This is a genomic window from Kribbella sp. NPDC004875, assembly GCF_042873375.1.
Lineage (GTDB): Bacteria > Actinomycetota > Actinomycetes > Propionibacteriales > Kribbellaceae > Kribbella.
This window is the reverse complement of record NZ_JBIALI010000004.1, coordinates 499,875-524,316: the sequence shown is the minus strand read 5'-3', so window position 1 is coordinate 524,316 and position 24,442 is coordinate 499,875. Positions and strand designations below refer to the sequence as shown.

General features: G+C 68.7%; 24 protein-coding genes. 9 read left to right on the top strand and 15 right to left on the bottom strand.

The genetic code is table 11. The features are described from left to right. The first annotated feature begins 21 nt into the window (after positions 1–21). On the top strand, positions 22–780 hold the full coding sequence (locus ACFYRH_RS24730; protein ID WP_387779688.1) for a fructosamine kinase family protein: 759 nt from the start codon (positions 22–24) through the stop codon (positions 778–780). Positions 781–822: 42 nt separating this feature from the next. Continuing rightward, a complete protein-coding gene (locus ACFYRH_RS24725; protein ID WP_387779686.1) occupies positions 823–2,277 on the top strand; it encodes a beta-N-acetylhexosaminidase in 1,455 nt (484 codons plus the stop codon). Positions 2,278–2,293: 16 nt separating this feature from the next. On the opposite strand, the gene ACFYRH_RS24720 is transcribed toward ACFYRH_RS24725, so the two are convergent. Then, positions 2,294–2,569, bottom strand: a complete 276-nt coding sequence (locus tag ACFYRH_RS24720; RefSeq protein ID WP_387779683.1) for a protealysin inhibitor emfourin — start codon at positions 2,567–2,569, stop codon at positions 2,294–2,296. A 422-nt stretch (positions 2,570–2,991) separates the two neighbouring features. Here ACFYRH_RS24720 and ACFYRH_RS24715 point away from each other — a divergent pair, with 422 nt between their 5' ends. Continuing rightward, on the top strand, positions 2,992–3,195 hold the full coding sequence (locus tag ACFYRH_RS24715) for a cold-shock protein (RefSeq protein WP_134100749.1): 204 nt from the start codon (positions 2,992–2,994) through the stop codon (positions 3,193–3,195). Positions 3,196–3,290: 95 nt separating this feature from the next. Further along, complete coding sequence (locus ACFYRH_RS24710; RefSeq protein WP_387779679.1) at positions 3,291–3,779, top strand: DUF6328 family protein; 489 nt, start codon at positions 3,291–3,293, stop codon at positions 3,777–3,779. On the opposite strand, the gene ACFYRH_RS24705 is transcribed toward ACFYRH_RS24710, so the two are convergent. Then, on the bottom strand, positions 3,760–4,614 hold the full coding sequence (locus tag ACFYRH_RS24705) for an LLM class flavin-dependent oxidoreductase (RefSeq protein ID WP_387779676.1): 855 nt from the start codon (positions 4,612–4,614) through the stop codon (positions 3,760–3,762). The genes ACFYRH_RS24710 and ACFYRH_RS24705 overlap by 20 nt on opposite strands. 117 nt (positions 4,615–4,731) lie before the next feature. Here ACFYRH_RS24705 and ACFYRH_RS24700 point away from each other — a divergent pair, with 117 nt between their 5' ends. After that, positions 4,732–6,483 (top strand): BCCT family transporter, encoded by a 1,752-nt coding sequence (locus ACFYRH_RS24700; RefSeq protein WP_387779673.1) that lies wholly within the window; start codon positions 4,732–4,734, stop codon positions 6,481–6,483. On the opposite strand, the gene ACFYRH_RS24695 is transcribed toward ACFYRH_RS24700, so the two are convergent. The 8 genes from ACFYRH_RS24695 to tnpB form a co-directional block, all read right to left on the bottom strand. Next, on the bottom strand, positions 6,473–7,453 hold the full coding sequence (locus ACFYRH_RS24695) for an SMP-30/gluconolactonase/LRE family protein (RefSeq protein WP_387779670.1): 981 nt from the start codon (positions 7,451–7,453) through the stop codon (positions 6,473–6,475). The genes ACFYRH_RS24700 and ACFYRH_RS24695 overlap by 11 nt on opposite strands. A gap of 973 nt (positions 7,454–8,426) precedes the next feature. Further along, on the bottom strand, positions 8,427–8,786 hold the full coding sequence (locus ACFYRH_RS24690) for an RNA polymerase-binding protein RbpA (RefSeq protein WP_387779667.1): 360 nt from the start codon (positions 8,784–8,786) through the stop codon (positions 8,427–8,429). Between the two features lie 16 nt (positions 8,787–8,802). After that, a complete protein-coding gene (secG, locus tag ACFYRH_RS24685) occupies positions 8,803–9,036 on the bottom strand; it encodes a preprotein translocase subunit SecG (protein ID WP_130385521.1) in 234 nt (77 codons plus the stop codon). Continuing rightward, a complete protein-coding gene (gene tpiA / locus ACFYRH_RS24680) occupies positions 9,033–9,845 on the bottom strand; it encodes a triose-phosphate isomerase (RefSeq protein WP_387779664.1) in 813 nt (270 codons plus the stop codon). The genes secG and tpiA overlap by 4 nt, the downstream gene beginning before the upstream one ends. A gap of 5 nt (positions 9,846–9,850) precedes the next feature. Next, positions 9,851–11,053 (bottom strand): phosphoglycerate kinase, encoded by a 1,203-nt coding sequence (locus ACFYRH_RS24675; protein WP_387779661.1) that lies wholly within the window; start codon positions 11,051–11,053, stop codon positions 9,851–9,853. Between the two features lie 93 nt (positions 11,054–11,146). Then, positions 11,147–12,154, bottom strand: a complete 1,008-nt coding sequence (gene gap / locus ACFYRH_RS24670) for a type I glyceraldehyde-3-phosphate dehydrogenase (RefSeq protein WP_387779658.1) — start codon at positions 12,152–12,154, stop codon at positions 11,147–11,149. A 357-nt stretch (positions 12,155–12,511) separates the two neighbouring features. After that, positions 12,512–13,495, bottom strand: a complete 984-nt coding sequence (whiA, locus tag ACFYRH_RS24665; protein WP_387779655.1) for a DNA-binding protein WhiA — start codon at positions 13,493–13,495, stop codon at positions 12,512–12,514. Positions 13,496–13,565: 70 nt separating this feature from the next. Further along, positions 13,566–15,020, bottom strand: a complete 1,455-nt coding sequence (tnpB, locus tag ACFYRH_RS24660) for an IS607 family element RNA-guided endonuclease TnpB (RefSeq protein ID WP_387779652.1) — start codon at positions 15,018–15,020, stop codon at positions 13,566–13,568. Between the two features lie 163 nt (positions 15,021–15,183). Here tnpB and ACFYRH_RS24655 point away from each other — a divergent pair, with 163 nt between their 5' ends. Continuing rightward, positions 15,184–15,681 (top strand): SigE family RNA polymerase sigma factor, encoded by a 498-nt coding sequence (locus ACFYRH_RS24655; RefSeq protein WP_387779649.1) that lies wholly within the window; start codon positions 15,184–15,186, stop codon positions 15,679–15,681. Beyond that, positions 15,678–16,427 carry a hypothetical protein gene (locus ACFYRH_RS24650; protein WP_387779646.1) on the top strand — a complete coding sequence of 250 codons (750 nt, stop codon included), beginning with the start codon at positions 15,678–15,680 and terminating at the stop codon, positions 16,425–16,427. The genes ACFYRH_RS24655 and ACFYRH_RS24650 overlap by 4 nt, the downstream gene beginning before the upstream one ends. Here ACFYRH_RS24650 and yvcK read toward each other — a convergent pair. Genes yvcK through uvrC form a run of 3 tightly spaced genes read right to left on the bottom strand, consistent with a single transcriptional unit; the run spans position 16,420 to position 20,278 of the window. Next, entirely contained in the window at positions 16,420–17,361 is a 942-nt protein-coding gene (gene yvcK / locus ACFYRH_RS24645) for a uridine diphosphate-N-acetylglucosamine-binding protein YvcK (protein ID WP_387779643.1), read from the bottom strand. The genes ACFYRH_RS24650 and yvcK overlap by 8 nt on opposite strands. Then, positions 17,358–18,224: an RNase adapter RapZ gene (rapZ, locus tag ACFYRH_RS24640; protein WP_387779640.1), complete on the bottom strand. Its 867-nt coding sequence runs from the start codon at positions 18,222–18,224 to the stop codon at positions 17,358–17,360. Before rapZ ends, yvcK begins: the two co-directional genes overlap by 4 nt. Beyond that, positions 18,224–20,278: an excinuclease ABC subunit UvrC gene (gene uvrC / locus ACFYRH_RS24635; protein ID WP_387779637.1), complete on the bottom strand. Its 2,055-nt coding sequence runs from the start codon at positions 20,276–20,278 to the stop codon at positions 18,224–18,226. The genes rapZ and uvrC overlap by 1 nt, the downstream gene beginning before the upstream one ends. Positions 20,279–20,359: 81 nt before the next feature. Here uvrC and ACFYRH_RS24630 point away from each other — a divergent pair, with 81 nt between their 5' ends. Together ACFYRH_RS24630 and ACFYRH_RS24625 are read left to right on the top strand one after the other, a co-directional pair. Continuing rightward, the gene (locus ACFYRH_RS24630) at positions 20,360–20,815 is read left to right on the top strand and encodes a DUF6194 family protein (protein ID WP_387779634.1); all 456 of its coding nucleotides are present in this window, start codon (positions 20,360–20,362) and stop codon (positions 20,813–20,815) included. Positions 20,816–20,964: 149 nt separating this feature from the next. Next, a complete protein-coding gene (locus ACFYRH_RS24625) occupies positions 20,965–22,185 on the top strand; it encodes a S8 family peptidase (RefSeq protein WP_387779631.1) in 1,221 nt (406 codons plus the stop codon). A 66-nt stretch (positions 22,186–22,251) separates the two neighbouring features. On the opposite strand, the gene ACFYRH_RS24620 is transcribed toward ACFYRH_RS24625, so the two are convergent. Both ACFYRH_RS24620 and ACFYRH_RS24615 read right to left on the bottom strand, forming a co-directional pair. Then, positions 22,252–22,812, bottom strand: a complete 561-nt coding sequence (locus tag ACFYRH_RS24620; protein WP_387779628.1) for a Rieske (2Fe-2S) protein — start codon at positions 22,810–22,812, stop codon at positions 22,252–22,254. A 125-nt stretch (positions 22,813–22,937) separates the two neighbouring features. Further along, a complete protein-coding gene (locus ACFYRH_RS24615) occupies positions 22,938–24,437 on the bottom strand; it encodes a MinD/ParA family protein (RefSeq protein ID WP_387779625.1) in 1,500 nt (499 codons plus the stop codon). Between the last annotated feature and the right edge of the window lie 5 nt (positions 24,438–24,442).

Genomic DNA, 24,442 nt, shown 5'->3' with positions numbered 1-24,442 from the left:
TGCGGATGGCAGACTGCGGGAATGGCCGCAGCGCAGCGCAGGTTCGTCAAGCGGCGGCCTGACGCACCAGAGGGCTTCTTCGAGGTCGAGGCGGCCGGGCTGCGGTGGCTCGGCGTACGTGGTGGGGTGCCGGTGGCTGAGCCGCTCGACGTCTCCTCTGACCAGCTGACGACGACCAGACTGGACGCTGCCGAGCCGACACGGGATGCCGCCGAGGAGTTCGGCCGGCGGTTGGCTGTCACGCATGACGCCGGCGCGCGGTACTTCGGCGTGCCGCCGGACGGGTGGGACGGGGACGGATACATCGGGACGCTCCCGCTGCCGCGTGCCGTGGACCCGGTGAAGTCGTGGGGCGAGTTCTACGCCAACCTGCGCCTCCGTCCGTACCTGCGCGCCGCGCACGACCAGGGCATCCACCTGGACGGCTTCGACGGAGTGATCGCCCGCCTCCAGTCCGGCGCGTACGACGACCCGTCCGACGTACCGTCCCGGATCCACGGCGACCTGTGGTCCGGAAACGTGCTGTGGACCCCGAACGGCGTGCACCTCATCGACCCCGCCGCGCACGGCGGCCATCGAGAAACCGACCTCGCCATGCTCAGTCTCTTCGGACTCCCACACCTCGACCGCGTGCTCCGCGCGTACGACGAGACGCACCCACTCGAGAACGGCTGGCGCGACCGCATCGGGCTGCACCAACTGCATCCGCTCCTGGTGCACGTCGTGCTGTTCGGTGGCGGCTACGTCTCCCAGGTAACGGCCCTGGTCAAGAAATATTGAACCCTCTTGACGTAAAGAGCACGGTCCGCGAACACTCCGATCATGATCCCGCAGCCCACCGCGCAGCAGGCGCTCCCCGACGAAACCTTCACGCTGCCGACCGACGCCACCATCGGCGTCGACGACCCCTCGGCACGACCGATCGCCGACCGGCTCGCCGCTCAGCTCCGGACGTCCACCGGGTTCGCCCTGCCGGTCCAGGAGGGCGCCGGCACGATCACGCTGTCCACCAAGGGTCCGGCGGCACTCGGCACCGAGGGCTACGAGCTGCGCGCCGACGGGTCGGGCGTGACCATCACCGCCGCCACTGACGAGGGTCTGTTCCGCGGCGTGACCTCGCTGCGCCAGTTGCTGCCCGCCAAGGCCGAGTCCTCCACGCAGCAGGACGGCCCATGGGAGATCGCAGGTACGACGATCTCCGATGCGCCTCGCTACGGGTACCGCGGTGTGATGCTCGACGTCACGCGGCACTTCTTCACCGTCGACCAGGTGAAGCACTTCATCGACCTGGTGTCGCTCTACAAGATCAACCGCCTGCACCTCCACCTGTCCGACGACCAGGGCTGGCGTATCCAGGTCGACTCCTGGCCGCGCCTGACGGAGTACGGCGGCAGTCTGCAGGTCGGCGGCGGTAGGGGTGGTTCGTACAGCAAGGCGGAGTACGCCGAGATCGTGCGGTACGCCGCGGAGCGGTTCATCACCGTCGTACCGGAGATCGACACTCCGGGGCACACCAACGCCGCGCTGGCGTCGTACCCGGAGCTGAACCCGGACGGGGTGGCGCCGAAGCTGTACACCGAGACCGAGGTCGGGTTCAGCTCGCTGACGGTAGCGCTGGACCGTACGTACGAGTTCCTGGACGACGTGTTCCGCGAAGTCGCCGAGCAGACGCCGGGTGACGTCGTACACCTGGGTGGGGACGAGGCACACTCGACGCCGCACTCGGACTACCTGACCTTCGTGCCGAAGGCGGCCGAGCTCGTCGTGAAGCAGGGCAAGACGGTGATGGGCTGGCACGAGATCGCGGACGGACCGCTACCGGCCGGGACCGTCGTGCAGTACTGGGGTACGGAGGACGAGAAGGCGCAGGCGCTGGCGGTCAAGGCCGTGGAGCAGGGCGCGACATTGGTGCTCTCCCCCGCGAACCGCGCGTACCTCGACATGAAGTACCACGCGGAGACGCCGCTCGGTCTCGACTGGGCCGGCCTGGTCAGTGTGGAACAGGCGTACGACTGGAACCCGGCGACGCTGATTCCGGGTGTGCCGTCGAGCGCGATCCGGGGCGTCGAGGCGCCACTGTGGACGGAGACACTGGACGATCTGGAGAAGGTCGAGTTCATGGTGTTCCCCCGGCTGCCGGGGATCGCGGAACTCGGATGGTCGCCGGAGTCCGCGCTCGACTGGACGACGTACAAGGACCGGCTGGCCGAGCAAGGGCCGCGCTGGGAGGTGCTCGGCGTCAACTTCTACCGGGCGCCGGAGATCGACTGGCGCTAGTGTCCAGCTCAGGACACTACCGACTCAGGACGCGGTCGAGTAGCCAGGCGGTGGTCGCGTCCACGTCCTGTTCGGCGACTGTGTGTTGCGTGGCGTCCGCGTCGCGGGCGTCACGCACCTCGAGCCGGTAGACGTACCGATCGGGCTGCGGGCGGCCGGTGCCGAGGTCCTTCGCGGTCAGCGCGTGCACCGCGGCCTCCAGCCGGTCGGCGTCGGGCTGGTCGCTGGTGTCCAGTTCGCCCTGCTTGGTCAGCCCGGCGAAACCGCCGCTGCGGGTCACTGTCAGGATCACGTCGCCCTCCTCCGGTTGCGTTCCACGCAATTGTCCACAGCCGCGCGACACGCCGGGAACTCTGCTCAGAATTTTGCGCCCATCACCCGGCGTACCGGGTGCTGTCCTACGTTGCCATCGTGCCGGACCGGCCGGACCGCCGCGAACCAGCAGGTCGGCGCCCGATTTCGGGCGCTCGAGCGCGCCACGGGACGCCGCCGCCAGGCGGGTACGGAGAGTAGCGAGCCGCGACAATCAGCGACACGTGTTTGCGGTCACCCCTACCATCAAGCCGCAGAACGGCTACAGTTATGGCGTTGCAGTTTTGGACTCCCTGACTTTGCTGTGCTGCATGGCCGGTCTGTCGTCTGGGGCCTTTCGGCGACGCGTGACTCATGAGGTGTGGGTCACGGATTGTTAATAGCCATCGAGGAGATAGACAAATGGCTGTCGGTACTGTCAAGTGGTTCAACGCTGACAAGGGCTTCGGCTTCATCACCCCGGATGACGGTGGCGCGGACGTGTTCGCGCACTACTCGGCCATCCAGATGTCGGGCTTCCGCTCGCTGGACGAGAACCAGCGGGTCGAGTTCGAGATCACCCAGGGCCAGAAGGGCCTGCAGGCGGAGAACATCCGCGCGATCTGATCTTCTTCGGATCACCCTTCTAGAACCACCGAAGGGGCCGCACACCATCCCTGGTGAGCGGCCCCTTCGCCGTTGTCCCGGCCTAACCTGAGGACGTGGCCGACAGTCCGCGGTACAGCCGGCCGGGCGAGGAGCCCGGCGATCGGCTCGATCGCCAGTTGAACGAACTGCTCCAAGAGCTCCGGCTCGCCCAGGGCGGAACGCAGATCCTCTTCGCCTTCCTGCTGGGAATCGCCTTCCAGACCCGCTTCCAGGAAGCCGACACCTTCATCCACACCGTGTACGCCGCCACGCTGATCGCCGCCGCGCTCTCGGTCGGCCTGTTCGTGGCGCCGGTGTCCTTCCACCGCATCATCTACCGCCGCCAGCTCCGGCACCGGATGCTCCCGATCGCCAGCCGGATGGCGATCGCCGGCCTGCTGCTCGCGGTCCTCGCGGTCGCCGGCGGCCTGCTGATCGCCCTCGACGTGATCCTTCCCCGCACCGCCGCGATCCTGACCGTCGCCGCCATCCTGTTCTGGTTCGGCATCTTCTGGTTCGGCATCCCCGCCTGGGTCCGCCGCACTAGCGGAGGCGAGGAATGACTTCGGTGGCGATCTTCTCCAGGGTGGATTCGGAGCCGGCGTACACGCCTTCGGCGCGGGGCCAGTGGGTGATCAGGTCGGTGAAGCCGAGGGCGGCGGCGCGGCCGGCGACGTCCTCGAAGACGGCAGGGCTGGAGAGCGCGAAGACCGCGGAGTCCAGGGACAGGTAGCGGTCGAGGTGCTTGCCCTCGAGGAGGTCGTCGAGGCGGTGGCTGAGGTCGGCGACCGAGGTGAACCAGGTGTCCAGGTCCGGGGCCGCTCCCCCGGTCGTCATCCAGCCGTCGCCGTGCCGGGCGGCGAACCGCAGCGAGCGCGGCCCGTTGCCGGCCAGGATGAACGGGACGCGTGGCTTCTGGATGCAGCCGGGCAGCGTGCGCCCGTTGCGCGTCTCGAAGTACTCCCCCTTGAAGTCCACGCCGTCGGTCGTCAGCAGGGTGTCCAGGAGCTTCACGAACTCCTGGTAGCGGTCCTGCTTCTGCCGCGCGGTCAGGTCCGGACCACCTTGGATGGTCGCGTCCAGGCTGCCGCCGGCGCCGATCCCGGCCAGGAACCGGCCGTCGGAGACGTCGTCGATCGCCAGGATGTCGCGGGTCAGCGCCAGCGGGTGACGGAAGTTCGGCGACGTCACGAACGTGCCGAGCTTGATCGTCGACGTGACCAGTGCGGCCGCGGTCAGCGTGGGCGTCGTCCCGTACCACGGTGAGTCCTGGAGACCGCTCCAGGTCAGGTGGTCGTAGGTCCACGCATGGTCGAACCCGTACTCCTCGGCCCGCCGCCACCGTGGCGCGGCGTCCGCCCAGCGGTACTCCGGCAGAATCGCGATCCCGAAACGCATGACCGCACCCTATCGAGTGTGGCCGAAACCACGATTGTTGCGTTTTGCCACGATCTCCGACACGGTCGGAAGGCACTTTCCCCGGACAAGAGAACGGAGGCGCGCCCCAAGCGAGGCGTGACATCACCTGTGGCGATCGATATCGACAGCCAGGCAGAGACTCCCGACCACGCACCACATCCCGCGATTGCGACACCACCACCTCCCGGTAGCCGAAGTCACGGTTCCGGACTCGACCGCGTCACCTTCGGTGTCACCGCGGTCATCGCCCTGGCCTTCGTGGCCTGGGGCATCGTCGACGCCACCGGCCTCGGTACGGCGTCCACCTCGGCCCTCGGATGGGTCGAACAGAACACCGGCTGGCTGTTCGTGCTGCTGGCCTCCGGCTTCGTCGTCTACGTGATCTGGCTGGCCGCCGGCCGGTACGGGCGGATCCCGCTCGGTCGCGACGACGAGAAACCCGAGTTCAAGACCGTGTCCTGGGTGGCGATGATGTTCAGCGCCGGCATGGGCATCGGCCTGATGTTCTTCGGCGTGAGCGAGCCGCTCTCACACTTCACCAGTCCCCCACCCGGAACCGTCGAGGGCGGGTCGTCCGAGGCTCTCGAGACCGCGATGGCGACGACGCTGTTCCACTGGACGCTGCACCCGTGGGCGATCTACGCCGTCGTCGGGATCGCGATCGCGTACGGCACGTTCCGGCGCGGGCGGTCGCAGCTGATCAGCGCGGCGTTCGCCCCGCTGCTCGGACGCCGTACCGAAGGTCCGGTCGGCAAGGTGATCGACGGGCTCGCGATCTTCGCGACGCTGTTCGGGTCCGCCGCGTCGCTCGGGCTCGGGGCGTTGCAGATCGGATCCGGCGTCCGGATCCTCGGCTGGCTGGACAAGACCGGCAACGGCGTCATGATCGGCGTCATCACGATCCTGACCGCGGCGTTCGTCGCGTCGGCGGTGTCCGGCGTCGCCAAGGGCATCCAGTGGCTCTCGAACATCAACATGGTGCTGGCCGTCGTGCTGGCCGTGTTCGTGTTCGTGGTCGGCCCGACCGTGCTGATCCTCAACCTGGTGCCGACCGCGATCGGCGACTACTTCCGCGACTTGGCCGACATGGCCGCCCGGACCGAGGCCAGCGGCGGCGACGCGATGGCCAAGTGGCTGTCCGGCTGGACGGTCTTCTACTGGGCCTGGTGGATCTCGTGGACGCCGTTCGTCGGCATGTTCATCGCCCGGATCAGCCGCGGCCGGACGATCCGCCAGTTCGTCACCGGCGTCCTGCTGGTGCCGTCACTGGTCAGCCTGCTGTGGTTCTGCATCTTCGGCGGTACGGCGATCGACATCCAGCGTGGTGGCGCCGACATCGCCGGTGAGTCGACCACCGAAGGGCAGTTGTTCGGCATGCTCGACCACATCCCGCTCACGGCGGTGACCACGATCCTGGTCGTGATGCTGGTCGCGATCTTCTTCGTGTCCGGAGCGGACGCGGCGTCGATCGTGATGGGCACGCTGTCCGAACGGGGTGCCATCGAGCCGAAGAAGCCGCTGGTCATCTTCTGGGGTGTGCTGACCGGGGCGGTCGCCGCGGTCATGCTGCTCGCCGGCGGAGGCGGTGCGGACGCCTTGCAAGGCCTGCAGAACCTCACGATCGTCGCGGCGTTGCCGTTCGCGATCGTGATGGTCGGACTGGCGGTCGCGCTGGCCAAGGACCTGCGCACCGATCCCCTGATGCTGCGCAGCGAGATCGGCTCGGAGGCGGTCGAGGCCGCGGTCATCGAAGGGGTCAGCAACCACGGCGCGGACTTCACGCTCGTGGTCACCGGCAACGGTGAGACGCAGGACGAAGTAGCTCAGAAGGAAGTCTCTACGAAGTAGGCGTCGGGAACGTGGCTAGGGAGCTGGTACCGATGCTTCCTAGCCACACCTTCCCGTCGCGTTCGCGGACGCCGGTCGGCATGTGGAAGTCCGGGTGCTTGGCCCGCAGGTCGTGCACCAGCGCGCCGCTCTCGTCGTACGCCTGGATCTCGATGATGTCCGCGGCCTTCGGCTTGAGCGCGTCCGGCAGCGCCCAGACGAGCTTGCGGAACACCGGCTGCTTGGGCAGCAGGAAGTCGAGTACGGCGTTCCGCGGCGACCCGACCGCGACCCAGATCAACCCGTCCGAGCCGCGGGCGATGTTGTCCGGCAACCCCGGGATCGCGGCGATCTGCACTGGCTCGGCACCCTCGGTCGTCACGTCGAGCTTGTAGAGCCCGTACGTCGCCGTCTCGGCCCAGAACACCGTCCGCTGGTCCGCGCTCAGCGCCACGCCGTTCGGGAAGCCCCGTCCGGTCGCCAACCGCGTCACCTGGCCGTCCGGCGTACGGCGGTACACGCTGCCGGTCGTGGTGTGTTCGAGCAGGTCGGCCATCCAGTCGTCGATGCCGAACCGGGTCGAGGAGTCGGTGAAGTAGATCGTGCCGTCCTCGGTGACGTCCGCGTTGTTGCAGAACCGCATCGGGCGACCGTCGATCTCGGACAGCAGGGTCGCGACCCGGTTGTCCTTGTCGAGCGTCAGCAGGCCGCGGTTCGCGTCGCAGATCAGCACCTTGCCGTCCGGCAACCACTCCAGGCCGAGCGGCCGGCCGCCGGTGTCGGCGAGGGTGGAGATGGTCTTGCCGTCCGCGCTGACGCGCAGGATCCGGCCGTCGTACAGGCCGGTCAGCACGCTGCCGTCGCTGTCGATCAGCGTGTCCTCGGGACCGGCGCCGGGCAACGCGACGACGTCCACGTCGACGTTCACCGGGTACCGGGTCGGCGGCGCGGGCGGCGGGGTCCAGCGGACGGGCGCGATCGACGACTTCATGCCGCAGACCTTAGCGCGCTGCGCCGACCCGGTCACCCACGGCCACAACAGCACGCGAGGGGATAACCCCACGAAGCGGGGGTTCTCTCCTGGTACACCGACAGATATCCCCCACCGCCGACGGATATCCGTCGGTGGTGGGGGCCATGGGCCAGCTCGCGCGAGGGAACCTCCAGCCCACCCAGCCACCGAGCAACGGAGGTGGCGCGGTGCGTCTGCACGTGGCGCGGTGCGTCCGCACGTGGCGCGGTGCGTCCGCACGTGGCGCGGTGCGTCTGCACGTGGCGCGGTGCGCCCTCAGGTGGTTGGCTGCGCGTGCGGGTGGTGTCGGTGTGTTGCAGGTCGACAGGTGCTGGACTCGCGAGACGCCGTACGCGATGACCAGGTCACGCTGATCTGCACGAGCCGGTGTGCGACTCTCCTGTCGGGCCGCGGCTCCTCTGACGACCCCGCTCACCTCGCGTACTCCGGCGTGCCGACGGACGAGCCGGGTGCGACAAGAGTCGGGGTGTAGGACGGGAACCGGTGGCCGTGGACAGGAAATACCAGGCCACCAGCCCCCAGTTCCTGTGCCAGCCCACCGCGAGCCCTGCGCACGTCGCCCCACCGCACCGCGGACGCCCCACCGCCGGTCCGCGGACGCCCCACCGCGGACGCCGCACCGCCGGACCGCGGACGCCGGACCGCGGACGACCTACCGCCCCACCCGCCGTGCCTGCGCTGTCGCGCCCGCGCTGTCGCAGCCGCACGGTCGCCGCGCCGCGGACGCCGGACCGCGGACGACCCACCGCCGTACCGCGGACGCCGCACCGCGGACGACCTACGGCCCCACCCGCCGTGCCTGCGCTGTCGTGCCCGCGCTGTCGTGCTCGCGCTGTCGCAGCCGCACGGTCGCCGCGCCGCGGTCGCCTCTGTGGGCGGCGGGAATGACTTCAGCCCGGACCGATCACGGTCCGGGCTGGTCGTCGTGCTGCTAGAAGATGATCTCGCCGCGGGCGCGGCGGGCGCGCAGCTTCTCGAGAGCCTCGTCGAGGATCTCCTGGGCCTCCTGCTCGGAGCGGCGCTCCTTCACATAGGCCAGGTGGGTCTTGTAGGGCTCGATCTTCGGCGGCGGAGGCGGGTTGTTCACATCGGTGCTGGTCGGCAGACCGCACCGTGGACAGTCCCACTCCTCCGGGATGGCCGCCTCGACCGCGAACCAGGTCGCGGTCTCGTGCCCGTTCGCACAGAAGAACACGATGCGCTGCCGGGGCGCGGTGTCGCCGCGCTCCGCCTCGCCCATCGGCCCGGCACCGACCCGGCTGCCACGAATCGCACTGCCACCACCAGCCACGGGAACCGACTCCCCCTCAGCCGAGCTTGTACAGCAGGCCGAGCGCGACGATGGCAGCGAACCAGATCAGACCGACGCCGATCGTGATCCGGTCCAGGTTCCGCTCGGCGACCGACGAGCCGCCCAGGCTGGACGACACACCGCCACCGAACAGGTCCGAGAGGCCGCCACCGCGGCCTTTGTGCAGCAGCACCAGCAGCGTCAGGAACAGGCTGCAGACGATCACGACGATCGAGAAAGCGAGAATCACGAGGAGTAGCCTAACTGAAGGTCCAGGTAACGGCAGATGCCGGCGAACTCGTCCACCTGGAGGCTCGCACCTCCGACCAGGCAGCCGTCGACATCCGGTTGGGCCATGATGCCACCTGCACTGGCCATCTTCACCGATCCGCCGTAAAGAATCCGTACCGAGTCGGCGACCGAGGGTGAAATCGTCTCCTCGAGCCGGCCACGGATGGCCGAGATGACCTCCTGCGCGTCCTCCGGGGTGGCGACCTCGCCGGTGCCGATCGCCCAGACCGGCTCGTAGGCGATCACGAGCTTGCGGACGTCGTCCTGCTTCAGCCCGGCCAGCGCCGCGTCGATCTGCCCGAGGCAGTGGTCGACGTGCGCGTCGGCCTTCCGGACCTCCAGGCCCTCACCCACACAGACGATCGGGGTCAGCCCGGCCTCGAGGGCCTTCGCGGTCTTCGCGTTGACGACCGCGTCGGTCTCGTTGTGGTACTGCCGGCGCTCGGAGTGACCGGTGAGCACGTAGGTGCAGCCGAGCTTGGTCAGCATCGACGCAGCGATCTCGCCGGTGTACGCGCCGGAGTCGTGCGTCGACACGTCCTGGGCGCCGTACTTGATCTTCATCCGGTCACCGTCGATCAGCGTCTGCACGCTGCGGATGTCGGTGAACGGCGGCAGCACCGCCACCTCGACCCGGTCGAAGTCGTGCTTCTTGTCCTGCAGCGTCCAGCTCAGCTTCTGCAGCAGGTGCACGGCCTCGACGTGGTTGAGGTTCATCTTCCAGTTGCCCGCCATCAACGGCGTGCGGGCAGCTGCGGTGTCGGCCATCGGTGTCAGTCCTCTTCCAGTACGGCGAGACCCGGGAGCTCCTTGCCCTCCAGGTATTCGAGCGACGCGCCACCACCGGTGGAGATGTGGCCGAACGCGTCGTCGGCGAAGCCTAGCTGCCGTACGGCGGCCGCGGAGTCACCGCCACCGACGACACTCAGCCCGTCCACCTCGGTCAACGCCTGCGCGACCGCCTTCGTTCCGCCGGCGAACGCGGCCATCTCGAAGACACCCATCGGACCGTTCCAGAACACGGTCTTCGCGGCCGCGATCTCGGCGGCGAACGCCTTGCCGGACTCCGGGCCGATGTCCAGGCCGAGCTGGTCGGCCGGCATCGCGTCCGCGGCGACGACCGTCGCGGGCGAGTCGGCCTTGAACTCGGGCGCGACCACGATGTCGGTCGGCAGGACGATCTCGACACCCTTGGACTTCGCGGTCTCGAGGTAGCCCTTGACGACGTCCAGCTGGTCGTCCTCGAGCAGGCTCTTGCCGACCTCGTGGCCCTGCGCCTTGAGGAACGTGAAGACCATGCCGCCACCGATCAGCAGCTTGTCGGCCTTGGCGATCAGGTTGTCGATCACGGCGAGCTTGTCCGACACCTTCGCGCCGCCGAGCACCACGACGTACGGCCGGGCCGGGTCCTCGGTGAGCTTCTTCAGCACCTCGACCTCGGCGAGCACCAGGCCGCCGGCCGCGTGCGGGAGCTTGCGCGCCACGTCGTACACACTGGCCTGCTTGCGGTGCACGACACCGAAGCCGTCGCTGACGAACACGTCGGCCAGCGCGGCGAGCTCCTCGGCGAGCGCGGCCCGCTGCGTCTCGTCCTTGCTCTCCTCGCGCGGGTCGTAGCGCACGTTCTCCAGCAGGAGAACCTCGCCCTCGTCCAGATCCTGTACGGCGGACTGCGCCGCGTCACCCGTGACGTCGCCGGCGAAGTGCACCGTGATGCCCTCGGGTTGCAGCAGCTCGCCGAGCCGCTTGGCCACCGGGGCCAGCGTGTAGGCCGGGTTCGGCTCGCCCTTGGGGCGGCCGAGGTGCGCGGTCACGATCACCTTCGCGCCGGCCTTGGCCAGCTTGATCAGCGTCGGCAGCGAGGCGCGGATGCGGCCGTCGTCACCGATCACCTCGTCCTTGATCGGCACGTTCAGGTCGGACCGGACCAGCACCCGCAGGCCCGCCAGGTCACCCAGATCGTCGATGGTCTTCACAGTTCAGCTTTCCTCGAGATAGCGATGAGCCTGCGTCCGGTGGACACCAGGTCGGCCGGACGCAGGCTGCGATACGTGAAGCTACGGGCAGGATCAGAGCGAGGCGCCGACGTGGTTGACCAGGTCGACCAGGCGGTTCGAGTAGCCCCACTCGTTGTCGTACCAGCCGACGACCTTGACCTGGTTGCCGATCACCTTGGTCAGACCGGCGTCGAAGATGCAGGAGGCCGGGTCGGTGACGATGTCGGTGGAGACGATCTCGTCCTCGGTGTAGGTCAGGTAGCCCTTCAGCGAGCCCTCGGCCGCGGCGACCTTGTAGGCCTCCTTGACCTCGTCGACGGTGACCTCACGGCCGACGGTGACGGTCAGGTCGGTGGCCGAGCCGGTCGGGACCGGGACGCGCAGCGCGTAGCCGTCGAGCTTGCCCTTCAGCTCCGGCAGCACCAGGCCGATGGCCTTCGCGGCGCCGGTGGAGGTCGGCACGATGTTCAGGGCCGCGGCGCGGGCGCGACGCAGGTCCTTGTGCGGGCCGTCCTGCAGGTTCTGGTCCTGGGTGTACGCGTGGATCGTGGTCATCAGACCCTTCTCGATCGTGAACGCGTCGTTGAGGACCTTGGCCAGCGGGGCGATGCAGTTGGTGGTGCAGGACGCGTTCGAGATCACGGTGTGCTTCTCGGCGTCGTACAGCTCGTGGTTCACGCCCATCACCACGGTGAGGTCCTCGTTCTTCGCCGGGGCGGAGATGATGACCTTCTTGGCGCCGTTGTCGGCGTGCGTCTTGGCCTTGGTGGCGTCGGTGAAGAAGCCGGTCGACTCGATCACCACGTCGGCGCCGACGTCGGACCACTTCAGGTTCGCGGGGTCGCGCTCGGCGAAGGCCTTGAAGCTCTTGCCGGCGACGGTGATGTCGTCGTCGGTCGCGGACACCTCGCCGGGGAAACGGCCCAGGATCGAGTCGTACTTCAGCAGGTGAGCGAGAGTCTGGTTGTCGGTCAAGTCATTGACGGCGACGACCTCGATGTCGGCACCGGACGCCTGCACGGCGCGGAAGAAGTTACGGCCGATGCGGCCGAAGCCGTTGATACCTACGCGTACGGTCACGGGACTACGTCTCCTCAAACTAGCTGTCGAGCACTGCCGCTACAGCCCGAAGACTAGCCCAACAGCCCACTCGACCAACTGGTAGCGTCCAGATGAGACCAGCCGTCACTTTTCGTTGCTTCAGACCAGACCACTTGCTGGTACGACGAACGGCGATTTCCGGAACGTCTCTCCAGAAACCGCCGTCTCGCCCACCCGCAACACCAAGTTCACGTGATCGGGCCGGTCTGTTCACCAAGCACGCCGTCGATCCGGCACGTCAACGCCCGAAGGCCTGCGCCGTTCCCGCATGGATACGACGGCGCCCGGCCGGGCGTCCGCGGCCGGCTCGGTCTTCTTTCTCGGCGACCGCGCCGGTCAGGCCGGGTCGAGCATGTCGGGGGTGAGGTTGGCTTCGGTGTTCGGGACCCCGAGGTCGGCGGCACGCTTGTCTGCCATCGCGAGCAGCCGGCGGATCCGGCCGGCCACCGCGTCCTTGGTGAGCGCCGGTTCGTGCAGCTGACCGAGCTCCTCGAGGCTCGCCTGCTTGTGCTCCAGCCGCAGCTTGCCCGCCACCTGCAGGTGATCCGGTACGTCGTCGCCGAGGATCTCCAACGCCCGCTCGACGCGGGCACCGGCCGCGACCGCCGCGCGCGCCGACCGCCGCAGGTTCGCGTCGTCGAAGTTCGCCAGCCGGTTCGCGGTCGCGCGAACCTCGCGACGCATCCGGCGCTCCTCCCACGCCAGCACGGACTCGTGCGCACCGAGGCGGGTCAGCAGCGCACCGATCGCGTCACCGTCGCGGATCACCACGCGGTCCACGTTCCGCACCTCGCGCGCCTTCGAACCGATCCCGAGCCGCCGAGCCGCACCGACCAGCGCGAGCGCCGCCTCCGGACCGGGACATGTCACCTCGAGCGAGGACGAACGCCCTGGCTCGGTCAGCGAACCGTGCGCGAGGAAGGCACCGCGCCAAGCCGCCACCGCATCACACGACGCACCCGAGACGACCGCCGGCGGCAGGCCCCGGACGGGACGGCCGCGGTTGTCGACCAGGCCGGTCTGCCGCGCCAGCGCGTCACCGTCACGGACGACGCGGACGACGTACTTCGTCTGCTTGCGAATGCCGGACGGGGAGATCACCACGACGTCCGACGGGTGCCCGAAGATCTCGGCGATGTCCTTACGCAGCCGCCGCGCCGCGGCGCCGCTGTCCAGCTCGGCCTCGACGACGATCCGCCCGGACACCAGATGCAGCCCGCCCGCGAACCGCAGGATCGACGACACCTCGGCCTTGCGGCAACACGGTTTCGTCACCTGAATACTGGTCAGCTCGGACTTCACCTGTGCTGTCATCGCCATAGAAAGCATCCTCCCACCCATGTCAAAGACCGTTGCCTGCTGATGTAGCAGATGACGTGTATCTGTTCCATCAGGCAGCCCCACCTTGCGATGAGGCAGTCCCCGGCTGATCCAGCAACTGCTGGAGCGGGGTTGACGCTTCACAGCCTGCCGCGTCGCCCACCGTCGCGGGTTCGGTCTCCTGCACGGCTCCACGTCCTGCCACCGGGCCACTCCCGGAGGAACTCAGTTCACTCAGCGGTCGAGTCTCGCCGAGTCGAGCGAGGTTGATGGCGGCATTCAGATCTCGGTCGAGACCAATGCCGCAGTTGTCGCACTGATAGCTGCGCTCGGCAAGCGGCAGCCTTGGCTTTCGGCTGCCGCACGCCGAACATGTCTTGCTGGACGGATACCAGCGGTCGGCTTCGACCAGTCGCGACCCGTACCAGATGGTCTTGTAGGCGAGCATGCGCCGCACCCGCGCGAGCGCGGCATCCGCCAATGCTCGGTTCAGGCCACGTTTGCGTCGGCCGCCACGGGCCCGCATACCTGAGACGTTCAGTGTTTCCACAGTGATCGTCCGGTGCTGCTGGGCGAGCTTAGTGGTGGCCTTGTGCAACGCGTCTCGCCTGACGTTGGCGGCTCGGGCGTGAGTTCTACCGATCCGAGCCTGCGTACGTTGCCATCGGTTCGATGGTTGTCGCTTCTGCTGCGACTCGCGATCGTACGGGCCCTGCTGGCGATCGGCCTTGTGTTGCAACGCCCGGAGGCGGGCCTGGGCACCGGCGAGGCTCCGCGGCGCAGGCACCCGCGCAACCGCAGTACCGTCCGGGGCAGCGACCACCAGCAAGTCCCTCACGCCGATGTCCACACCCACCACCTCATGCCGTACGCCGACGTGCGCAGGGCGAGCAGCGGCGCGTCGCACCAGAACCTGGAAGGCGACGAACCAACGGCCCGCGCTGTCGCTTGTCACCGTCGCGGAGAGTGTCCGCGCGGTCCCCGCTTCTAGGCGGTGCGCCAGTTTCCGTGTGGACTCGTGTGTGCGGATGGAGCCCAGCCTGGGGAGCGTCACATGGTGCCGGTCGGGCGCGACGCGGATTGCGCCGGTGGTGAACCGCACGCTCCCTCGACGCCGCTTGGCATGGAAGCGAGGAAACCCGACCGGCCGCCCGACACGTCCACCGTTCCGAGACTTCGACCATCCCTCCAGCGACCTTGCGAGCGAGTCAAGACCAGTGTTGTACGCCTCCTTGGAGTTCTCGCGCCACCAAGGCGCCGCCGCGCCTTTGCGCGCGTTCCATACTCGCCGCAGCGCCGGTAGGGACCATCCCATACCGGGAGTCAATTCGGATTCGGCCAAATCGTACGACCGCTCGGCATCCCGCTGATCGAGCACCGCCTTCACCAGCCGCAGCATGTAGTTCCTCGCAAATCGTGCCGCTCCGATGTGCGACGCGAGGCTGCGCTCCTGCGCAGGCGTGGGGTCAAGGGCATACCGGTACGCCTGCGCTACCCAGCCGTCTGGGATCTCGAACCTCGCCACGCTCACCACCCTTCCACCGGCCTCCGACAACGATCGGCGATTGCCATGCTGGTCGGTTTCCGGGGTCGACCACTCCAACGCTGTGGATGAAGATCCGTTACGTGGTCTGCAACCTTCTGGGATCGTGCACCCGTTACCTCGGTGACAACTCGAGAGGAGGGGCATGAAGGCAGCTGAGGAAGCCGAGTTCACCGAGTTCGCGAGCGGCATGATCCGGCGGTTGCGCAGGACGGCGTACCTGATGTGCGGCGACTGGCACCGGGCCGAGGATGCGGCACAGGACGCGCTGGTCAAGGTGTACCGGCGCTGGCACCGGATCGACCGCACGCAAGGTCTGAACAGCTACACGCATCAGTGTCTGGTCACAGCGGTCTTCGACCAGGCGCGCAGGCCGTGGCGCCGCGAGCGGCTGGTCGACACCGACGATCCGATCGTCCCGCTCGATCCGATCGGCACGGTCGACGACCGGATGCTCGTCGTCCAGGCTCTCGCCGCACTGCCACCGAGCCAGCGAGCGTGCGTCGTCCTCCGGTACTACGCCGATCTCAGCCTCGAACAGACCGCTGACGTCCTCGGCGTGGGCGTCGGCGGCGTGAAGAGTCAGACCTCCCGCGGCCTCACCCGCCTCCGCGAGATTCTCGGCGAAAGGACACCATCATGACCACCGATCTCGAACGCCGCCTCGCCGAAGCCGCTGACGACACCGACCGGCCGCTGCACCTCTCGGTCGACGACCTCGTCCACCGTGGACGCAGGTCCGTACGGCGTCGTCGCATCGCAGCGATCGCGTCCGCAACCGGCGCCGCGGTGGCTGTCGTCGCCACGGTCAACGCCTGGCCGACCCACCAGGCCGACCCGGCCCCGGTGGCGGGCACTCCGACCAGCACGGTGACCATCGACGTCAAGACGGGCAAGGAACTGCAGCCCGCGCCGCCGGTCAGCCCGCTGACCGACGACGCCATCCGCGAACGGTGCGCGACCGCGGACCATTCGGTCGCCTCCTGGGACAAGTCCGGTCCGATCGACAGCGCCTGGGACGTCGTCCTCAAGACGGGCGTCGGCGAGCGCTTCTACGCCGTACTCCTGTCCCCGGACCACAGTGTCGCCGCTGGCTGCGAACAAGAAGGCGGCGGCCACGTGTCGGCGGCGCGGCACTACATGGAGAATCAGCGCGGTAACGAGACGCTCCCCCGGTGGACTGACTCGAGCCGCGGGCCGGCGAGCCTGGTGACCGTTGTCGCCGACACCCCGGACGGCAAGGTGCGCGCCGGACTGGTCGGCCGTGAAGGCTTCTTCGCGTTCGGCAGGCAGGGCTACGACCCGAGCGCCCCCAAGTCACTGGTCCGCGGGTACGACGCCGCGGGCCGGCAGGTGCTGGAACGCCGGCTCGTCCTGCCGGCTAGTTGAGGATCTCGCGGTAGACCTTCGCCAGTTTGTCCGGGGCGTGGTGCAGATCGCGTTCGTCGTCGGCGATGTCGGCGATCACCAGCTCGGCCCCGAGGGACTGCGCCGTACGGCGGAGTGACTCGGGGTCGGGCACGTGACCGGTATCGGCGAGAACGACGTCGATCCGGAGGGCCGGCGCGTGTGCGGCCAGCACCTCCAGATGGGTCTCCGGCGAGAAGCCGTCGGTCTCGCCCTTCTGCTCCCCCAGGTTCAACGTGAGCAGCCGGCGGGCGCTGGTCCGCTCGAGGCCGCGGCTGAGCGCGGGGACCAACAGATTCGGGATCACTGACGTGAACCACGACCCCGGACCGACCACGACCCAGTCGGCTTCCGCGATGGCCACCAGCGCCTCGGGACAAGCCGGCGGATCGGCCGGGTCGAGCGCGACGTCGACGACATGGCCCTCGGTCGTCGCCACCTCGGCCTGGCCCCGGATCTCGGTGATCGCCTCCGGGTGCGCGGGATCCAGCCCGAGCACCCGAGCGGTGATGTCCAGCGGTACGGCGGACATCGGCAGCACCCGGCCCTGTGCGCCGAGCAACCGCGCGACCCAGTCCAGACCGTCGACCGCCTCGCCGAGCAGCTCCCACAACGCGACGATCAACAGGTTGCCGACCGCGTGGTCGTGCAGTTCACCGTTGCTGCGGAAGCGATGTTGCAGGACGTCGGCCCACGTCCGCCCCCACTCGTCGTCACGGCAGAGCGCGGCGAGGGCCATCCGCAGGTCGCCCGGCGGCAGTACGCCGAGTTCCTGGCGCAACCGCCCCGACGAGCCGCCGTTGTCGGCGACCGTCACGACCGCGGTCAGCTGATCGGTCACATGACGCAGCGCGGACAGGGACGCGGCCAGACCGTGTCCCCCACCCAACGCGACGACGCGTGGAGCCCTCGTCACTCGCGTCCCAGGTCCCGGTGTACCACCAACGTCGGTGAGCCCTTCTCGCGCAGCCTCCGGGCGATCTCCTCGGCCATCGCGACGCTGCGGTGCTTACCCCCGGTGCAGCCGATCGCGACGGTGACGAAGCGCTTGCCCTCGTTCAGGTAGCCGGTCCGCAGGGTGTCCAGCACGTCCACGTAGTTCTGCAGGAACTGCTGGGCCAGCGGATGGCCGAGCACGAAGTCTGACACAGGCTTGTCCTGCCCGGTCATCGGGCGCAGGTCGGGCTGCCAGTACGGGTTCGGGATGAAGCGCATGTCGGCCACCACGTCGGCGTCGACCGGGATGCCGTACTTGAACCCGAACGACACCACGGTCGCCCGGAGCTCGGCGTTCTCCTCGTCGCCGAAGGCGTTCACGATCTTCGCGGCGAGCTGGTGGATGTTCAGGCTCGAGGTGTCGATCACCAGGTCGGCGCCGGCCCGGATGTCGCCGAGCAGCTCACGCTCGCGCTGGATGCCGTCCAGCAGCCGGCCTTCGCCCTGCAGCGGGTGCGGCCGGCGGACGCTCTCCTGCCGGCGCACGATCACGTCGTCGGAGGCCTCCAGGAACAGCGTCAGCGGGCGGAAGCCCTTCAGCCGCAGGTCGTGGATCGCCGAACTCAGCTCGTCGAAGAACAGGCCGGTCCGGACGTCGACGACGACCGCGAGCCGCGGTGCCGCACCGGTCCCGACGACCTGCTCGACGATGGTGGTCAGGAACATCGGTGGCAGGTTGTCGACGACGAACCAGCCGAGGTCCTCCAGTACGTCGGCGACGGAGCTCCGTCCCGCGCCGGACATCCCGGACACGATGATCAGGTTGCCGTCCGTGTCGTCCATCAGTTCTCAGTTCTCCCTGGGTCCCCGTCGGGCGTCTCGGCCGGCGCCGGGACGTCATCGCCCAGTATCTCGCCCGTGGCGGTGTTCACCGACGGCGCCCGGCCGGATTCCGCCTTCGTTGCGGCGACGTTCACCGCCAGTACGACGGACTCCGCCGTCCGCCGCCCGAATCCGGGCAACGCCTCGACCTCGTCGATGGTGGCCGCGCGCAACTTCCGCAGCGAACCGAAGTGCCGCAGCAGCGTCTTGCGGCGGACCTCGCCGAGCCCGGGCACCTCGTCGAGGACGCTCTCCACCATCGACTTCGACCGCCGGTTGCGGTGGTGGGTGATCGCGAACCGGTGTGCCTCGTCGCGGAGCCGCTGCAGCAGGTACAGCCCCTCGGAGGTGCGGGAGAAGATCACCGGGTCCTCCTCGTCCGGCAGCCACACCTCCTCCAGCCGCTTGGCCAGACCGCACACCGGGATGTCACCGAGGCCGAGCTCGTCCATCGCCTGCCGCGCCGCCGCGACCTGCGGCGGGCCACCGTCGACGACGACCAGGCCGGGCGCGTACGAGAACTTCTTCGCCCGCCCGGTCTCGGGGTCGACCAGGGCGGCGGCCGGGTCGTCCTCGTCCAGCCCGTCGCCCGGGCCACTCGCCTGGATCGCGGCCCGCTCGTCGAGCAGCCGCTTGAACCGCCGGGTCAGCACCTCGGCGATCGAGGCGACGTCGTTCTGTCCCTCGACCCCCTTGATCACGAACCGCCGGTACTCGCTCTTGCGCGGCAGGCCGTCCTCGAAGACCACCATCGAGGCGACCACCTCGGTGCCCTGCAGGTTCGAGACGTCATAGCACTCCAGCCGCAGCGGCGCCTCGGGCAGGTCGAGCGCGGCCTGGATCTCCTCCAGCGCCTGGTTGCGGGTGGTCAGGTCGCTGGCCCGCTTGGTCTTGTGCATCGTCAGCGTCTGCAGCGCGTTGCGCTCCACAGTCTCCATCAGCGCCTTCTTGTCGCCACGCTGCGGGACCCGGATCGCCACCCGCGAGCCGCGGATGCCCTCCAGCCACTCGGTCAGCGCGTCGGCGTCCTCGGGCATCGTCGGGACCAGGATCTCCCGCGGGATCGCGTCGCCCGAGTCGCCGGCGTACGTCTGCTGGATGAACTGCGAGACGAGATCGGCGGTGGTCGCCGTACCGTCGGCTTTGTCGGCGATCCAGCCGCGCTCACCGCGGATCCGGCCGCCGCGGACGTAGAAGATCTGGACGGCGACCTCGAGCGGGTCCTCGCTGAGCGCGATCACGTCGGTGTCGGTGCCGTCGCCGAGCACGACCGCGTTCTTGGCCAGCGCCTTCTCCAGGGCGGCCAGGTCGTCGCGGATCTTCGCGGCCCGCTCGTACTCCAGCTCGGCGGCCGCGGCCTTCATCTCCTTCTCCAGCCGGCGCACGTACGTCGCGGTCTGGCCGGACAGGAACGCCACGAAGTCGTCGACGATCTGGCGGTGCTCCTCCTGGGTCACCTGACCGGTGCACGGCGCGGCGCACTTCCCGATGTACCCGAGCAGGCAGGGACGGCCGATCTGGCGGTGCCGGTTGAACACGCCTTTGCTGCACGACCGCATCGGGAACACCCGCAGCAGCAGGTCGACGGTCTCCCGGATCGCCCAGGCGTGACTGTACGGACCGAAGTACCGCACGCCCTTCTTCTTCTGGCCGCGGCCGACCATCACCCGCGGGTACTCCTCGTTGAGGGTGATCGCGAGCCACGGGTACGACTTGTCGTCGCGGTACTTCACGTTGAAGCGCGGGTCGTACTCCTTGATCCAGGAGTACTCCAGCTGCAGCGACTCGACCTCGCTGCCGACCACGGTCCACTCGACCTTCGACGCGGTCGTCACCATCGCCTGCGTCCGGGGATGCAGGTTCACCAGGTCCTGGAAGTACGACGACAGCCGGGCGCGCAGGTTCTTCGCCTTGCCGACGTAGATCACCCGGCCCGCCGAGTCGCTGAAGCGGTAGACGCCGGGCGAGTCCGGGATCGACCCCGGAGCGGGACGGTAGGAGGACGGATCAGCCACACAACCACCCTAGTTCGGGCCGCCGACAATCCGGAATTCGGCCGAAGTCTCTACTGCAGTTTCAATGACAGACTTGAAGGTATGACCATCGAAGAACTGGATCGGAAGTTCCGCTCGTACGACGGCGTCCGGGTGCTGGAGAGTCAGGGCGACCTCTTCTACCTCTACGACCCGGCGGCCGATCTCCCACCGGAGCGGCAGCAGCCGTTCGCCACCATCGTCACCGGGGACCACTACGAGAAGGTGTCCCGGCTCGACGAGCCCGGTGCCTTCCGGCTGAACCTCGGCCTCACCAAGGCGACGTACGCCGGCCTCTTCGGCACTCCCCCGACCGAGCGCGACGCGGACTGGGTGCTCGACTCCGGCCACGACTACGCGGCGCGCGACACGTTGATGCCGCACCCGTTCTACGGCGCTCAGCACTGGGTCGCGATCGTGAACCCCACCGGTCTGGACCAGCTACTGCCGTTGATCGAGGAGTCGTACGCGTTCGCCGCCCGGAAGTTGACCAACCAGCAGACCCGGCAAACCCGCTGAACATTGCGGTCCTGTTGCGGGTTGGCTCATAAGTCTGGGTTGACCCCCGGCTGGGATGGGCGCGCTCCCTAGCGTGTGAACCAGGGTAGATGTGCAGGTCCTTTGCGTGAGGCAACAAGGCCTTGCGCTGACTCGAGGGAGTTCCGCCCATGTCCCCATCCCTTCGTCGGCCCCGCGCCGTACTCGGTGCATTAGCCGCGTCCGCGCTCGCCGTCACCGGTGCGGTCGCCACCGCGGCCGGCAGCGACGCGGCCGAACCGGCACCGGTCTCGATCCGCGGCGCCGGCACCCCGAACGCGATCCCCGGCAGCTACATCGTCGTCCTCAAGGAGCAGCGCTCGCAGGCCCAGACGCGGGTCACCACGCAGAGCCTCGCGACCAGCTACGACGTCAAGGTCAAGGACCAGTACGACTCCTCGATCAAGGGCTTCTCGGCCGGCATGAGCGAGGACCAGGCGAAGAAGCTGGCCGGTGACTCCCGGGTCGCGTACGTGCAGCAGAACCAGAAGATCACCGTCAGCCAGGACAACCCGCCGTGGGGGCTGGACCGGGCCGACCAGCGCGACCTGCCGCTGGACAAGAAGTACGAGCCGTCGTCGGACGCGAAGAACGTCAACGTCTACGTGATCGACACCGGCATCTACGCCAAGCACAAGGACTTCGGTGACCGCGCCTCGGTCGGCACCGACACGGTCGGCGACGGCCAGAACGGTGTCGACTGCATGGGCCACGGCAGCCACGTGGCGGGCACCATCGCGGGTACGACGTACGGACTCGCGAAGGGTGCGCACGTCGTCGCGGTCCGGGTGCTCGACTGCCAGGGCTCCGGTTCGACCGAGTCGGTGGTCGCCGGGATCGACTGGGTGACCAAGAACGCCAAGAAGCCCGCGGTGGCGAACATGAGCCTGGGCGGCGGCGCGGACGACGCGCTGGACGCGGCGGTGAAGGCCTCGGTCGGCGCCGGCGTCACCTACGCCGTTGCTGCAGGCAACGAGAGCGCGGACGCCTGCCAGAGCTCACCGGCCCGGGAGCCCTCGGCCATCACCGTCGGCGCGACCGACGACCAGGACAAGCGCGCGGAGTTCTCGAACTTCGGCAAGTGCGTGGACCTGTTCGCACCGGGTGTGGACATCACCTCGGTCGGGATCACCGACCCGGACTCGACGGCCAAGATGAGCGGTACGTCGATGGCGACGCCGCACGTCGCGGGGGGCATCGCGCTGTACCTCGCCGACCACCCGGACGCCACGCCGGCCGACGTCGCGAAGGCGCTGGTCACCAACGGGACGCCGGACAAGGTCGGCGACCCGGGCACCGGCTCGCCGAACAAGCTGCTGTTCGTGGGAAAGGTCGACCCGGCCCAGTCATGACCCAGGTCTGAGACTCACCCTACGCGAAAGGGCCTGGCCACCTGACCGGGCCCTTTCGCTTGCCCGCTAGGCGGACTGAACGATGTTGCTGCCCTGGACCGCCACGTTGACGGACGGCAACGGCGTCTGCGCCGGGCCGCTGACCGGGCTGCCGTCGGTGATGCTGAAGTGGCTGTTGTGGAACGGGCAGACGATCTGGCCACCCTCCACCGAGCCGACCGGGTTGCCCTGGTGCGTGCAGATCGCGGAGAAACCCTTGTACTGACCGGCTGTGGGCTGGGTCACCACGACCTTCGCGTCGGTGAACACCTTCCCGCCACCGACGGGTACGTCGGACGTCGGGCCGAGGACCGTGCCGCCACCGGCCGGCGCGCTGCTGGACGGCGCAGTGCTGGACGGCGAAGGCGTGGTGCCGCCCGGCGTGGAACTCGAACCGCTCGCCGAGGGCGACGTACCGCCGCCGGAGGCGTTGTCACTGCTGCCGCAGGCCGCGAGGATCGGCGCGCCGGCACCGACCAGGGCGGCCATCGCGGCGCAGCGGAGCACGGTCCGCCGGTCGCGCAGACCGTCCTCCCCCGCGCTGGTCTGCTGCGGGGTGGTGTTCGGTGCCATCGTGTCATCGCTCATGAATCTGGACCTCCAAGAGCCTGCTGGTCGAAGTAGTTGAACGCTGTCTACCGAGTCGAACGACCGGATGAGCCGAACGGTTCAACCAGATCGAGATTGCACCCCGGTTTGAAGGTTCCTGGGAATCAGCTGGGAGTGCGGGTGACGGTCTCGACCACGCGGGCAGCGAGCTCGAGCAGCGCTTGGCGGGTCTCGGACTGCAGTTGCTCGGTCTGCAGCGGCCAGGCGGTCGCGATGTGGGCGTCGTACGGCAGCACGACCGGCTCCAGACCGCGGCGCTGGAACTGCTCGACCAGCCAGTTCACGGAGCCGGGGTGCACGTTCTGGACCACGCTGATCACGATCACCCCGCGGTTGAGCAGGATGTCCTGGCCTTCCGCGGGCAGCTGGTCGAGCTGCGTCAGGCAGTACTCCGCGACGTGCTGCGGCGACGGAACGACAAGTACCGCGCAGTGTCCGGACGAGGCCATCTCCGACCCGATCTCGTCGAACATGCTGCCCGGACAGTCGACGACAGCCAGGCCTACGTCGCGCGCACCCTGACCCTGTGCCTCGGCGAGGGTCGCACGGAGCGCTGCGGCGGTGCCTTCGCTGCGGACCAGCGAGACGCCCTCGATCGGGCCGGCGCCGAGGCTGGGCTCGAGTCGGCGCGAGAGCTCGGCTCCGCCCGGATCCGCGTCGACCGCGACGACACGGTCGGAGCGCTGGACGCTGAGGATCGTCGAGAGCAGTGCGGTGACTGTCGACGTACCGGCGTTGGTGACCGGGCTGAGTACGCCGATGCGGCGCATGATCGCGATCGGCCGGCGGATGCTCGCGATGCTGTCGACGTCGCGGCGCAGACGGCCGGAGCCACCGACGAGGTACGCGGCCTCGGAGGCGATGCGACGGAAACGGCGGAAGACCGAGTCACCGCCCGGCTCCTGCAGCGGCGTACCGATCTGGTCGGACTGCGGCGTCGGCGGGGTCGACCAGCTGCCACCGGCAGGTTGCTGCGGTGGCTGGTCGTAGAAGTCCTGGTGCGGCAGCTGGCCGGGGTTGTGCTGACCCTGCGGCGGATACTGCTCGTCCAACGGCGGCTGCTGGTAGGGCGGCGGCTGCTGGTACGGCGGCGGCTGCTGGTACGGCGGCGGCTGCTGGTACGGCGGCGGCGCGTACTGCTCCTGGTATCCCTGCTGCTGATACGGCTGGTACGGCGGCTGCTGCGGATACTGCTCCGGCGGATGCGGCGGCTGCTGGTACGGGTACTGCTCCTGGTACTGCTGCGGCGGGTAGTACTGCTGCTGCTGTCCCTGATACGGCGGCTGCCCTTGATACGGCGGCTGCTGGTACCCCTGCTGCTCATACGGCTGCTGCTGATAGCCCTGCTGTGGATAGGGCTGCTGATACGGCTGCTCTTGGTAGGGCTGCTGTTGATAGCCCTGGTACGGCTGCTGGGGGTGCGGCGGCTGCTCGTACCCCTGCTGTCCTGGTGGCGCCTGCTGTTGTGGAGGCACCACAGCGTCGCCCTGCCCTCCCGGTGCCGGGGGCGGCACCGGCTGGGTCTCGGGCCGGTCGGTCTGTTCGGCCGGTGACTGCTCCGCCATCTGGCGCAGCATGTCACCCTGCCAGTTCGATTCAGTCATTCCAT